Source organism: Pontibacter akesuensis (genome assembly GCF_001611675.1).
In the GTDB taxonomy this organism is placed as follows: Bacteria; Bacteroidota; Bacteroidia; order Cytophagales; family Hymenobacteraceae; genus Pontibacter; species Pontibacter akesuensis.
In genome coordinates this window covers 2,576,403-2,590,534 of record NZ_CP014766.1, presented here as the reverse complement: position 1 = coordinate 2,590,534, position 14,132 = coordinate 2,576,403, and the positions used below count along the sequence as shown (strand labels likewise).

The following is a 14,132-nucleotide window of genomic DNA, read 5'->3' as shown; positions in this document are numbered from 1 at the left end:
GGTTGGGGTGAGGTTAATTCCCCTCCTCGGAGGGGCAGGGGTGGATTAACCTGAAAAGCCAACACCACACCGCTTTTACTTATCGAAACCAATAGCAGAATTCCCTCGCCCCTTAGGGAGATGGCTAGGGAGAGGGGCTTACGCTTCCATGGACAAACAACTACCCCAACAGCTAAAGACCTCGCAGCATGCGCAGCTCCTGCGAGCACCTGACCTGACCGCGGCAAGCTTGTCACTCCATCTCCTGCTACACTTTCCCCTCCACTCCTTTTTCCTTCCCCGGAACCTGCAGCCATAAAATTGTTCACACAAAATTTACATTTATACTTGTGTGCGATTGCATAAAAGTTTGTGTAACTTTACGCGGCAAATAACAGTCCCTAATTTATTTGCCATGCGCTTTGATCAGTCTAAGATTTTATTTGAGGCCCTCACCTACGATGACGTGCTTCTGCTCCCGGCCTACTCCGAGGTGCTTCCCCACCAAACTGACACTTCCTCACAACTTACCCGCAACATCCGCATAAACACGCCGCTTATTTCGGCGGCTATGGATACGGTGACCGAGGCGGACCTGGCAATTGCCATGGCGCAGGAAGGTGGCATCGGCATTATCCATAAAAACATGTCGATAAAGAAGCAGGCGGCACAGGTGCGCAAGGTAAAGCGCTCTGAAAGCGGCATGATCCTCGACCCGATCACGCTGAACGAGAGCGCCACCCTGGGCGACGCGGTGCAGATCATGACCGAAAACAAGATCGGCGGTATTCCGATCGTGAACAGCGAAGGCAAACTAACAGGCATCATCACCAACCGCGACCTGCGTTTTGAGCGCGACCTGACACAGCCTGTCACCGCCATCATGACCACCCAAAACCTGATCACAGCCGAAAAGGGACTCGACCTTTCCAAAGCAGAGGACATCCTGCAGGAATATAAAATCGAGAAACTACCTGTAATTGATAAGGACGGAAAGCTGGCGGGTCTGATCACCTACAAAGATATCCTCAAGAAAAAAGACAGGCCATTTGCCTGCAAAGACGAGTTTGGCCGCCTGCGCGTAGGTGCTGCCGTTGGCGTAACACCCGACGTATTGGACCGCGTAAAGGCACTTGTGGATGCTGGCGTAGACGTGATAAGCGTAGACACTGCCCATGGCCATTCGAAAGGCGTGCTGGAGGCAGTTAGAAAAATAAAGGACACGTTCCCAGACGTGGATATCATTGCCGGCAACATTGCCACTGCCGAAGGCGCCAAAGCGCTGGCCGACGCCGGGGCGGATGCCGTGAAAGTGGGCGTTGGCCCAGGCAGCATCTGTACCACCCGCGTTATCGCCGGTATTGGTGTGCCGCAGCTCTCGGCTGTAATGGAGGCTGCCCGTGGCCTGGAAGGCACCGGTGTTCCGATTGTGGCCGACGGTGGCATCAAATTCTCCGGCGACATTGTGAAAGCACTGGCCGGTGGCGCCAGCACCGTAATGATCGGCTCTCTGTTGGCAGGCACGGAAGAGGCTCCGGGAGAGATGATTCTGTACGAAGGACGCAAGTTCAAAACCTACCGCGGCATGGGCTCTGTAGAGGCTATGGAGGATGGATCGAAAGACCGCTATTTCCAGGGCAGCGAGAAAGACGCCAAGAAGCTGGTTCCGGAAGGCATTGTGGGCCGCGTGCCCTACAAAGGGTTTGTGAGCGAGGTGATCTACCAACTGGTGGGCGGTGTGAGAGCAGGTATGGGCTATTGCGGTACGCCTCGGGTTGAAGACCTGTGGGATTCTAAGATGGTGAAGATAAGTGGCGCCGGCCTGCGCGAGAGCCATCCGCACGATGTACAGATTGTACGTGAGGCACCGAACTACAACAGCCGCTAAGTATAATTCGGCAAAACGCCGGCAGCGGTTAACTTCGCTTCTGATTTAACCGCATTAACATAATGGAGCAGCCAGGACACACCTCCTGGCTGCTCCGTTTTAAAGCAAATTCAGTTCTATCTTACCTGGCAAAGGCAGCCTCCTACCTAGCTATTCTTTGCAGGCCCTCCTCCTGCTTTAGCTCCCTTAGTTAGTAGAAATATTAACCCGGATGAATTTAATTACGTTATCCAAGTTGATTTTTTAAACAGAACACGCTGCCTTGGTCAAAGCGCATTTTTTTTTCTTACCTTCACTTTGAATTCAACCAGGGGGAACCATACTCAGTCGTGCTAAAAAATAAAGACGGACTTCCGTTTTATGCTATACAAAACTAACGCAAGAACATTACTGGTTACTTCTGCAATTGTGAGCTGGCTTTTACTGCTTGCTTTTGTGCTGCTTAACGCCGAGCGTACCTTGGCTGGTAGCGCTGTGCCCGGATTTGCGTTGCCCTTCTTCAGCAACCTGCTGATCGTGATCTTCATTGTATCGGTGTTCCTGTTTCAGCGGCTGCAAACCGAGTCGCTGAAGGGGCTGGACTTTATCGGCTACCTCTGGAATTTGTTTTCCAGGGCGGGGGTGGCTGCCTACCTGAGCGTGGCGCTGTTTCTGGGTTACCGCGTGTACTCCAATTACTCCGAGGCAGAGTCTACCCTGCTGCTCCACCTGGTGTACCAGGTAAATTTCGGTTTGATGGTGCTTTTCCTGTCGAAGGCATTTTACATTTGGCGGGTGCTGCTGCTCTACCACAAAAACAAGTTCCTGCAGATTGCCTGGGATTGGTTTGAGTTGTTGCTGGCCGCCACGCTCCTGCTTACCATCTTCAACTTTAAGTATACCAGCTACATCTTCCTGCCGCTACTGGCCCTGATGAGCTTCTACATCCTCTTTCTGTGCACCAACTTGAAGTGGGTGGCGTATCTCACCTTCAACAACAAGAGCCGCTCGCTCGTGCTGCTGGGAGCCATACTGCTAAGCTGCTACATCTTTATCCGCTTCTTTAAAAACACCGCCGACAGCCCGGCACTTGTCATCGACTACACCGACGTTGGCTTTCTGCTGCTGGCCATGCTGTTTGTGGCCCTTTACTCGCTGGCGGCCTTTCTGGTGTCGCTGTTCAGTTTGCCTACCTCCAGTGTGTTTGAGCAGAAGAGCGAGGACCTCCTTAATTTCCAGCGCCTGAGCCAGTCCATCCAGCAGGGGCAGAGCGAGACGCAGGTATACGACATGCTGTTCGACAGCACCATCAAAGCCTCCGATGCCAGCGCGGCCTGGTTCGAGCTTATCCGCAACGGGGAGCCGCAGGTAACGCACCTGCTCAATATCAACGTGGAGCAGATAAAGCGCATACGGCACTTGCTGCTGGCCTACAACATCCACAGCAGCGATTACATCAACAACAACCTGGCCCGCAACCCCGGCTTCCGCGAACTGGCGCTGCCCTGGAAATCGATGGTTATACTTCCTATTAAATCCCCGAAGCACCTGTCGGGGGTTTTATACTTGCTTAAGGATATTGAGGGCGGCTTCGATAGGGAAACAGTGAACGTGCTGCGCACCTTTACGAGCCAGACCATGCTCACCATCGAAAACCTGCGCCTGGTAAACGAATCGCTGCAGACGGAGCGTTATAAAGAAGAACTAAAAATCGCCACGCAGGTACAGGAAAGCCTGATTCCCAAAACATTCCCGACCGACAGTTGGTTTGAGATTAGCACGCACTCCAAGGCAGCCAAAGAAGTGGGAGGCGATTTTTATGACTTCCTGCAGCTAAGCGAGTCGCGCATTGCCATTATTATCGGGGATGTGTCGGGCAAGGGTATCTCGGCGGCTTTCCACATGGCTCAGATGAAAGGCATCTTTCACGGGCTCATGCAGCAGGACATGGCGCCGAGTGAGTTTATGAAGCAGGCGAACAGCGCCCTGAGCCGGTGTTTGGAGCGAACCTCCTTCATCACTTCTGCGCTTTATATCATAGATTACCGGATGAAGGGCTTTATGTTTGCCCGCGCCGGCCATTGCCACACGCTGTACTATAACTCGATGATGGACGACGTGTTCTACTTCCAGACGGAAGGCCTGGGCTTGGGTATCATCCGGGATAAGAGCTACGCCAGCCACATCCGGGAGATGTACTACGATTACAACCCCGAGGACGTGATGGTGATGTACACCGACGGGATTGTGGAGGCCCGGAACGCGGCAAATGAGGAGTATGGCGAGGACAGGCTGCAGTACATGCTCAAGCAAACGTACCACCTGGACGCGGATGATATAAAATGGGCCATCATAAATGATTTGGAGGATTTTACGGGCCCTGACAACCTTTATGACGACCAGACACTGATGGTAATCAAGTTTAAGCCCACTGAACCTAACATATGATTAAGCCGTAAAGTATGCCGATGAAAATTACACAAGAAATCAAAGAAAACACCGTCATCATGACCCTTGACGGTGAACTGGACGCAAGCTCCTCTGTGCAACTGGACGAAGAACTGTCCGATCCCGAAATAATGAAGTATAACAAGGTGCTGGTAGATTGCCAGAACCTGGATTATATTTCCTCTGCAGGCCTGGGCGTTTTTATTTCGCACCTGCAGCGCTTTGAGGATGCACAGATCAAGCTCATCTTCTTTAACATGCAAGACAAAGTTCGTAATGTATTTGAGATCCTTGGCCTCGACCTGCTGATGACCATCGTCTCTGATTACGAGGAAGCAAGAAGCGTCGCTAATGAATAACTCGATTCGGGTAAATTGTACTAAAAAAAACCTGAAGCTAATACGGGACTTTGTGACGGAATACCTGGGGACTTATGCCCTCTCGGATATTCTGATGAACCAAATCGTACTGGCCGTGGATGAGATATGCGCCAACCTCATCATACACGCCAACCACGAAGACCCGGAAAAGTACATTGCCCTTGCCATTCAAAAGCAGGGAGAATTCCTCGTGTTCGAGGTAACGGACGAAGGGGTTGCCTTTGAGCGCTCAAACTACAAGGAGCCCGACATCCAGGAGCACATCCGCATCGGCAAAAAAGGCGGTGTGGGCATTGCCCTGGTTAACCGCATCATGGATAAAGTGGAGTTCTCCTCCAAAGGAGCGAAGAATATCTGCCGCCTCTACAAAAAAATCAAATAAAGCCGCTGACACACTTTCGCTGCGCATTTCCCGTTATCCGGGAACAAATGCAGGGCTGATGGGATTATGGTTATAGTTTTTGACTTATCTGTCAGAAATTTTAACTAAAATTGCATACCCTGATCCCGGATCAGCAAAACAAAAGCCTGTTTTAAACCAACTTATGCGCAGCAATTACCTACTTGTTGCGGCTGCCTCGCTGGCTCTTGCCGGTTGCACCGCAACAAAGAAGAACGACACCAGAGAACCCGCAGTAGCTACGCTCGGCACCCAGCCCATCTCCACTTCCGAATTCCGCTATGTATACGAGAAGAACAACAGTGGCAACGACGATGCTTACACCCGCCAGAGCGTAACAGATTACCTGAACCTGTACACCAACTTCAAGCTGAAGGTGCTGGAAGCCGAAAACCGCGGCCTGGACACTACCATGGCCTTCAGGCGTGAACTGGAGGGGTACAAGGAGCAGCTGGCGCAGCCGTACCTGACTGACAAAAGCGTAACGGACCAGCTGGTGCGTGAGGCGTATGAGCGCATGAAGCAGGAAATAAATGCCTCGCACATCCTGCTGTCGGTACAGCCCGATGCGGCCCCACAGGACACGCTGGCTGCTTATAACCGCGCGATGGAGTTGCGCAAGCGCGCCCAGAACGGCGAGAATTTCGGAAAGCTGGCGCAGGAGTTTTCACAGGACCCCTCAGCGGCGGAAAACAAGGGAGAGCTCGGGTATTTCACCGCGCTGCAAATGGTTTACCCATTCGAGGACGCTGCCTATAAAACAGCCGTGGGCGACATCTCCATGCCGGTGCGCACACGCTTTGGCTATCACCTGATAAAAGTAAACGACAATCGCGAGGCCCGTGGCGAGGCAAGAGTTGCCCATATTATGGTGCGCTCCACTCCGGATGCCCCTGCGGCCGACTCATTGGCGGCCAGGCAGCGCGTAGACGCCATTTACCGCCGCGTACAGAAAGGCGAAAGCTGGGAGAAACTGGCGGCCGAGTTCTCTGAAGACACCAATACCGCCAACAACGGCGGTGAGTTGCCTTTTTTTGGCACAGGCCGCATGATTCCCTCTTTCGAAGAGGCAGCCTTCACCCTGCAGAAACCGGGAGACGTTTCAAAGCCGGTGTACACGCCCTACGGCTGGCACATTGTTAAATTGCTGGAAAAGCGCAGCTTGCCGCCTTACGAGGAGATGGAGCAGTACCTGCGCAATAAAATAGCCAAAGACTCGCGCTCGGAGCTAAACAAAACAGCCTTCCAGAAGCGCATCAGGCAGGAGAATAACTTCACCGCCAATGCCGAGGCAAAGGCGGCCGCCCTGGCAAAGGCCACCGATGCGCTGTTGCAGGCCGACTGGACTTACGACGCAAACGATGCGACCCTGAAGCAACCGCTTTTCACCATCCAAAGCAAAACCTATACGATTGGTGACTTTTATGCCTACGTGCAGGAGCAGCAGACGCCCCGCAGTTCCGGCACTCCCGCGCACGCCATGAACTTGCTTTACGACAGCTTTGTGGAGAAGAGCCTGTTGGATTATGAGAAGGCAAACCTGGAGAACAAGTATCCAGACTACCGCATGCTGGTGCAGGAGTACCACGACGGCATTTTGCTTTTCCAGTTGATGGATGAGAAAGTATGGACAAAGGCCGTGGAGGACTCTGTTGGCCTGCGCAATTTCTTTAACCAGAACCGCGACAAGTATACCTGGGGCCAGCGCGCCGATGCCATCGTGATCAGCGCGGCAAACAAAGCCCTGCTGCAGCAGGCACAGCAACAGCTCGACAAGCGCCGCTACCCGGTGAGCTTTGCCAAACTGACGGATGTACTGTTTGAGCAGAATAAAGCAGTGTTAAACGCCGAAGGCCGGGCCACACTGGACCAACTGGCGCAACTACTGCAGAACAACGAGAACATGACCCTTGATGTAAACGGCCACACAGATGCCCGCGAGTCGGCTGCACTGGCAGCGGCACGCGCAAAGGCAGCCGTGGACTACCTGCAGGAACAGGGCGTGGCGGCAGCGCAGATCAGCAGCAACAGCATGGGCAAAAGCAAGCAGGCCGGCCCGGACAACACCGAAACCGGCCGCCGCAGAAACCGACGCGTGTCCTTCACGCTTTATACTTCGGAACTGGGTGCCCTGGCTGATAACCTGAACAAGGACAACCCGCTGAATGTGCAGATCACAGAGAAGAAGTTTCAGCGTGGCGAGAACAAGGCATTAGATGGCGTGGAATGGAAACCCGGCACCTACACTGTCCAGCAGAATGGTCGCGAATACCTGATCATCGTCAAAGACGTGCTGGCGCCGGGCAACAAAGAACTCGACGAAGTGCGCGGGCTGGTTATCTCTGACTACCAAAACTACCTGGAGGAGCAGTGGGTGAATGAGCTTCACGAAAAGTACCCGGTAAACATCAGGCAGGAAGAGGTAGACAAGCTGGTACGGCAATAGTCGCCGCTGGTACTGTTCTTGCTACGATAACGGGTTATTCAGAATAAAAGAGTAAATTGTGCGTTGATTTTCAGCGGAAGTATAAAACATTCATACCTTGAGAAATATTCATCATTTTGCCAAATCGGCCTTTGCGTTACTTTGCCTTGTTTTCACTACTGCCTCGGCCTTTGCACAAGCGCCCACTCAGGCGAAAGTAGACGGCATTATAGCCAAAGTAAACAGCAACGTAATCCTGCGCTCCGACCTGGAGTTCGGTTACCTGCAATACCTTTCCCAATCCAAGCAACAGCCCAGCGAAGACCTGAAGTGCCAGATTTTCACCTCGCTGCTGCAGGATAAGCTCCTGCTTGCCCGCGCCCAGGTAGACTCTGTGATTGTGGAGGATGCCATGGTTACCAACGAGCTGAACCAGCGCATTGAATATCTGGCTAGCCAGGTGGGCGGTACCGAGCGCCTGGAGCAGTACTACAACAAGAGCCTGAAACAATTACGGGATGAACTGCGCAGAACCGTGCGTGATCAGATGATCATGGAGAAGATGCAGCGGGAGATCACCAGCAAAGTAACCGTTACCCCGAAAGAGATTAAGAAGTACTTCAACGCCATCCCAAAGGATAGCTTGCCCTACTTTTCCTCAGAGGTGGAGATCGGGCAGATTGTGGCCTTTGCCGAAATAGGCAAGGAACAGAAACAGGAAGCGCGTCAGAAACTGGAAGAGCTGCGCAAGCGTATACTTGCCGGCGAGGATTTTGCGAAATTGGCGACGCAGTTTTCACAGGATCCGGGCTCTGCCCAGGCTGGCGGTGAACTTGGCTTTTTCAAGAAGAAGGAACTGGTGCCGGAGTATGAGGCGGCCGCCCTTCGTCTGGAGCCGGGCGGCATCTCCAACATTGTGGAGTCGCAGTATGGTTTCCACCTGATTCAGCTGATTGAGCGCCGTGGACAGGAGTTTAATACGCGCCACATCCTGATTAAGCCTGCCACCGCCACGGTAGACATTGCAGCAGCAGCCGTAGAGCTTGACAGCATTCGTACCATGATCATGAACGACAGCATCAGCTTTGCCAAGGCAGCCAAAGAATACTCTGATGACAAGGCGACGAAAGATAACGGCGGTATGCTGACAAGCCGCGCCACCGGATCAACCTACACGCCGATGGACCAGGTTGACCCGGCCATCTTCTTTGTTATTGATACCATGCAGGTGGGCGAGATATCAAAGCCGATCCCGTACACCACACCGGACGGAAAAGAGGCCATGCGCATTATTTACCTGAAGTCAAAGAGCAAGCCGCACCTGGCCAACCTGCAGGACGACTACCAGAAAATAGCCAACGCGGCCCTGTCCGAAAAGCGTAGCAAAGCCGTAAACGAGTGGTTCCGCAAGAACGTAGACACGGTTTATATTGACATTGACCCGGAGTACGAACAATGCGGGGGACTCAAACTAACACAATAACGCAACAATGACGCAGTACACCTCTGACAAAGAAGCAGCCGACGCCCTTTACCGCTCCTACCGGGACCTTACCGCTGAAATATCGCGGGTAATTGTGGGGCAGGACGAAGTAGTAAGATTAGTACTCACAGCTGTTTTTTGTCAGGGGCACTGCCTGTTGGTGGGTGTGCCGGGGCTAGCCAAAACGCTCCTTATCCAGACCATCGCCTCCACGCTCGACATGAGCTTTAACCGGGTGCAGTTTACGCCCGACCTGATGCCATCAGACATTGTTGGTGCCGAAACGCTGGACTCTGAGCGAAACTTCAACTTCGTGAAGGGCCCTATCTTCTCTAACATTGTACTGGCCGATGAGATTAACAGGACACCGCCTAAAACTCAGGCGGCCCTGCTGGAAGCCATGCAGGAGCACGCCGTGACGGTAGCCGGACATCGCTACCGGTTGCCCGAGCCCTTCTTTGTGCTGGCCACCCAAAACCCAATCGAGCAGGAAGGCACGTACCCGCTGCCAGAGGCGCAGCTAGACCGCTTTATGTTCAATATTACGCTCGGCTACCCGAGTTACGAATCGGAGCTGCAGATTGTGAAGAACACCACGGGCGTAGCGGTCAATCAACTGCAACGCATCCTACACGCCGACGACATTCTTGCTTTTCAGCAACTGGTGCGCCGCGTGCCGGTGGTAGACAACGTGGTGGAGTATGCCGTGCAGTTGGTGCACAAGACCCGCCCTAATATGCCACGGGCTTCTAACCAGGCAAACCAGTTCCTAGAGTGGGGAGCGGGCCCAAGAGCCTCGCAGCACCTGATTGTAGGCGCCAAGTGCAACGCCATCCTAAACGGCAAGTATAGCCCCGATATTGAGGACGTACAAGCAGTTGCACTACCAATACTGCGCCACCGCATCGTGCGCAACTTCAAAGCCGAAGCCGAAGGCGTATCCGTGGAGCAACTGATCCAGGAGCTTCTTTAACGAATTATGAATAACTGAATTTTGAATGAGTGAATAATTCAGCTGCTGTCATCTTGTAAAGATCTTAGTGGTTCGGTTCGAAAGCCATTGTGTCTTGCCACCAAGATCCTTTCAGGATGACAAGCAATATTCACTCAATTAAAAATCACCTATTCAGTTATTCAGAAGTCAATCATTCAAAATTCACTAATTTGATGTAATTTTGCATCTCAATTGAGTTTCTCACATTAGCTTATACAATATGGAAGCGGCTGCAATTTTCTTTCGCTTTAAAGACAACCTGGCTGTGGTAGCCGGCGCACTGAACAGCAAGCTGGAAGTGCGTTCTATGCCATACAACACCTCCATTCCGCTGGAGATTGATCTGCTGGCCCATGTGCTGCGCCTGCACGGCCTGGATTTTCAGTCTCCGGCAGTTGGCCTTGCCCGTTTGTATGATTTCCAGCAGTGGTACGCCCAGCACGAGGAGCAGGTAAACGAGGTGATGCAACGCGTGCTGGAAGACAAAAAAGCCTTCATGAAAACCGCAACAGGCGTTGTGCTGCAGAAGGAAATGCTATACCGCCGCCTGGAGTACTTCAAGGAAACAGCCCATACGCTGGATGTGATGATGATCCAGCAGAACCTACATAGCCCGAAACACTTCAGTTATCCGTTCCTGAACGCATAGTAGAAGTACAGCTAGAAGTATAAAACAGCAAAGCCGCTGCCTTATAGAAAGGCAGCGGCTTTGCTGTTTTATACTTGTTCGTAGACCTCGCAGCGTGCGCAGCTCCTGCGAGCGTCTTGTCTGCTACGAAGCAAGTATAGCAACCCCAGTCGCTCACAAGTTATCCTTTTCACATACCTGTCATCTCGACGTCAGGAGAGATCTTTTCAGAATTCCAGATAGATCTCTCCTATCGTCGAGATGACAGATGACTTATATTTACCTGCTTCTTGAAGCACAAATTCTGCAAGTTTTGCCCGCCACGAAGTAAAAGTTACTTCCGCACTGAAGTATGGCTGTCTTTGGAATGCTCCAGGTTCAGGTGGCCTTCCGGTTGCTTTTGCATACTTGCTGCTGCCTGGTCACCGGCAGGGCCTTTGGCAATGAGTGTACCGCCATCTACCGGCCACACGGCTCCGGTCACATAAGAGGCCTCGTCTGACGCCAAGAACAGGTACACATTGGCTACTTCCTCGGGCGTTCCCCGGCGGCCCATCAAGGTGCCCTGTGTCACCATCTTCTCCATCTGCTTATCCATTGGGCCGGTTTCCTTGTGCGTCCAGCCGGTATCTATGGGGCCGGGGGCCACAATGTTGCACCGCACGCCGGTCTGCGCCTGCTCTGCGGCAAGCCCTTTGGTGAAGGCATGGTTAAAGCCCTTGGTGCCGCCATAGGGCGCATTCTGCGCAATGCCCAGCACACCCGACTCAGAGCCAGCCGTTACAATGTTGCCTTTTGTCTTCTGGAGCTCCGGCAGCGCGGCCTTGCTCATGGCAAAAGTTGTCTTGATGTTGTTCTTCAGCAGGTAATCGAACGCCTCCTCCGAAAAATCCGGCAGCATGTTTGTCTCCGGGAAAGTCCCGGCATTGTTAATCAGGATGTCCAGCTTTCCGTATTCCTTTACGGCCAGCTCCACACAGCTTTGGGCAATCGCCAGCGAAGACAGGTCGCCTTTAAATGGAACGGCCGTGCCGCCTGCCGCCTGAATACCGCTCACCACATCCTCCACAGGGTCTTCGTGCAATCCCGCCACTACTACCCTGGCTCCTTCTTTAGCGAACTTTTTGCTGATGGCTTCGCCTATACCTGATCCACCGCCCGTCACGATGGCTACTTTTCCTTCTAGTCTGTTTCCCATGTTGGTTTGATCTTGAATTTTGACTATCTTATTACTGCTACTATTTAACGGCAGCGAAATGAGAGGAGTTAATGCGCATGCAAAACCGGTAATGCGGCGGCACGTTTTTTAGTGGTTAGCGTATGACAAAATCTAGCCACCTTTCTCAGCACCATCACCACTTACTATATTCCCATGAGCTATCTGTACAACACCTTGTCCGATGCTCCGGACGGGCAGCTGGAAACCACAAATCTATCCCTTCGCCCTTACCAGGACGGTGATGAGCACGATTTTATAAGGCTGCTACAAGAGAACCTAACCTCACTTGATCCTGCTTTTTCGGGCCGGCTGGCGCGCGTTCGTGTGCTGGATGATGCCCGCTCTCAGGTGCGCCAACTGCGCTCTGAATGGGAGAACCGCAGAACCTTCGATTTTGGCGTTTGGCGGAAGGAAGACAAGGCCTACATTGGCGACATCGCCCTGAAGAACCTGGACCGTTCTGTTCCCAAAGCTGAGGTGGGTTTATATTTTACCGCGTGGCCTGCCACCCACGATCTGGCCCAGGAGGCGCTGGGGGAGGCACTGCGGTTTGCCTTCAACTCCCTTGGTATGAACAAGCTGTACCTGCGCTGCACCAGCGCCAACGAGAGCTACGGCACACTGGCTGAAAGCTGCGGTTTTCTGAAAGAGGGGGTGCTGCGCAATGATTACCGCGGCGCCGATTCCGAGGAACTCGTTGACTTAAGCTACTACGGCCTTACCCGTTCTGATTTCGAGGAGCTGCAGCAGCGGCATGCACAAAACTCCACTGCCGTAGTTTAAGTGATTTTGGGTGGTTGACCTCTGAATTGGGAAGTATGAAGTGGATTATCTGTCTGCGTACTATATATCCACTAGTGTAAAACCACCCCTACCCCTCCAAGGAGGGGAGTTCTTCTATCTGATGTGTCGTTAGTAGTGGGGAAGTTAAAGATTTAGACTCCCTTGTAAGACTGCAAACAGATACCAAACCCGTAGAGATTAACTTTATACCCGTGCTGGCTGTTCCCCTCCACGGAGGGGCAAGGGTGGGTTATTGCTTAACCCTTACTATCCTTTACCGCCTCGGCTTCGCCAGAAAAAAATCTGTGTTGAAGTTAAGGTAAAAGCCAGAGGAGAATTCCAGTTTCGTATCGTTCAGGTCCAGTAAGGGCTCCAGGCGCAGTGTCAGGCTAAGGTTCTCCAGCAGCGCAATATCATTCATAAATCGAACTATGAGCAGTTCCCGTTCTTCCTGCAGGTACTCCGGATACCTGAAGGTGGTGGAAGCGGACTGGTACAGCTGCCCTCCAAGCTCAGTAATATAGCCGTCGCCGCACCAGTAGCTCAGCATTACGTCCTGGTACTTCGTATCCGCCCCAACATTCAAGTATAAACCATAGCCCTCCTGGTATGGCAACTGAAACTCGTTCGAGAAATCTTTAAAGCCAACAACGTAGTTGCTGGTGTACAGCCGGTGCAACAGGCCCTGGGTATACTTCTTTTCCAGCTCCAGCCCAATGGCAGCGTTTGCCACGGTGGTTAGCGGCAGGTCCGATATATCTATCTGGCCCCCTTTGTGCTGAGCCGTAAACTGAACCGGCAGCCTTAAGTATAAACTGTCGGCCAGGTTGCCGCGGCCCTCCAGCCCCAGCAGCAGAAAATTGGCGACAGCTCCCCCATTCACCAGTTCCTGATCGTTTTCGCCTTCATACAGCATGTTGGCCCAGTCTACCCAGGCATCAAGGCGCAGGCCGCGTGTGTTGCGCTTGAACTGTATGCCGTTCTCCAGGCGGTTTGTGAGCAGGCGCTCAAAATCATAGAGCGGTTCTATGTAGCCATGGTTCAGGTTGCCCTCCAGCGTGCCGAACAGCAGCGCCCAATTCTCCTGCTGCACCTTTATAGTAAAGGTCGGAGCGATGTCTTCGTAGCCCGATGCGCCGAAGTCTTTCCAAAGCAGCACGCCCGCCTCTACCTTCACGTTTCCGGTGGGCTGGTAACTGATCTTCGGGTGAAGCTGGTAGCCAAATAAAGTGTAGCCGTCTGCAATTTTGTTGAAGTACTCGTTGTTCTTAAGGAAGCCAAGCGCGCTGACGCCAATCCTAATCTGGTTAGCATTTTGCTCCTGAACAGGCACTTGCTGCAGCAAAGCACTATTGTTCAGCTGCGCCTTGGCAAAAGGACTTACTATCAAGAAAATCAAGAGAAATAAAAGCGTGGAATAGCGCATAAAGTTAGAGACAGATGGCACAAAAAGCAGCTGGCATGTGTTATAACCAGACGCCGCAAAGCAACTAAAATAATTAGCAAATTACTTGCAAACTATTTTG

General features: G+C 52.5%; 11 protein-coding genes. 9 read left to right on the top strand and 2 right to left on the bottom strand.

All coding sequences use genetic code 11. The features are described from left to right. Positions 1-394: 394 nt before the first annotated feature. The 8 genes from guaB (at position 395) to A0W33_RS11090 (ending at position 10,625) form a co-directional block, all read left to right on the top strand. A complete protein-coding gene (gene guaB / locus A0W33_RS11125; protein ID WP_068838207.1) occupies positions 395-1,867 on the top strand; it encodes an IMP dehydrogenase in 1,473 nt (490 codons plus the stop codon). Positions 1,868-2,275: 408 nt separating this feature from the next. Beyond that, on the top strand, positions 2,276-4,294 hold the full coding sequence (locus A0W33_RS11120) for a GAF domain-containing SpoIIE family protein phosphatase (RefSeq protein WP_229802147.1): 2,019 nt from the start codon (positions 2,276-2,278) through the stop codon (positions 4,292-4,294). A gap of 20 nt (positions 4,295-4,314) precedes the next feature. Continuing rightward, positions 4,315-4,653 carry an STAS domain-containing protein gene (locus A0W33_RS11115; protein ID WP_068840072.1) on the top strand — a complete coding sequence of 113 codons (339 nt, stop codon included), beginning with the start codon at positions 4,315-4,317 and terminating at the stop codon, positions 4,651-4,653. Further along, positions 4,646-5,056, top strand: a complete 411-nt coding sequence (locus tag A0W33_RS11110) for an ATP-binding protein (protein WP_068838206.1) — start codon at positions 4,646-4,648, stop codon at positions 5,054-5,056. The genes A0W33_RS11115 and A0W33_RS11110 overlap by 8 nt, the downstream gene beginning before the upstream one ends. A gap of 163 nt (positions 5,057-5,219) precedes the next feature. Further along, a complete protein-coding gene (locus A0W33_RS11105) occupies positions 5,220-7,520 on the top strand; it encodes a peptidylprolyl isomerase (RefSeq protein ID WP_068838205.1) in 2,301 nt (766 codons plus the stop codon). A gap of 97 nt (positions 7,521-7,617) precedes the next feature. Continuing rightward, positions 7,618-8,982, top strand: coding sequence for a peptidylprolyl isomerase (locus A0W33_RS11100; protein ID WP_068838204.1), 1,365 nt, complete (start codon positions 7,618-7,620; stop codon positions 8,980-8,982). A 7-nt stretch (positions 8,983-8,989) separates the two neighbouring features. Beyond that, on the top strand, positions 8,990-9,955 hold the full coding sequence (locus tag A0W33_RS11095; protein ID WP_068838203.1) for an AAA family ATPase: 966 nt from the start codon (positions 8,990-8,992) through the stop codon (positions 9,953-9,955). Between the two features lie 241 nt (positions 9,956-10,196). Then, positions 10,197-10,625 carry a hypothetical protein gene (locus tag A0W33_RS11090; protein ID WP_068838202.1) on the top strand — a complete coding sequence of 143 codons (429 nt, stop codon included), beginning with the start codon at positions 10,197-10,199 and terminating at the stop codon, positions 10,623-10,625. A 313-nt stretch (positions 10,626-10,938) separates the two neighbouring features. On the opposite strand, the gene A0W33_RS11085 is transcribed toward A0W33_RS11090, so the two are convergent. Then, on the bottom strand, positions 10,939-11,802 hold the full coding sequence (locus A0W33_RS11085; protein WP_068838201.1) for an SDR family NAD(P)-dependent oxidoreductase: 864 nt from the start codon (positions 11,800-11,802) through the stop codon (positions 10,939-10,941). A 174-nt stretch (positions 11,803-11,976) separates the two neighbouring features. On the opposite strand from A0W33_RS11085, the gene A0W33_RS11080 reads away from it, so the two are divergent. Continuing rightward, positions 11,977-12,606, top strand: a complete 630-nt coding sequence (locus A0W33_RS11080; RefSeq protein WP_068838200.1) for a GNAT family N-acetyltransferase — start codon at positions 11,977-11,979, stop codon at positions 12,604-12,606. Positions 12,607-12,880: 274 nt separating this feature from the next. Here A0W33_RS11080 and A0W33_RS11075 read toward each other — a convergent pair whose 3' ends face one another. Continuing rightward, on the bottom strand, positions 12,881-13,996 hold the full coding sequence (locus A0W33_RS11075) for a hypothetical protein (RefSeq protein ID WP_068840071.1): 1,116 nt from the start codon (positions 13,994-13,996) through the stop codon (positions 12,881-12,883). Positions 13,997-14,132: the final 136 nt, after the last annotated feature.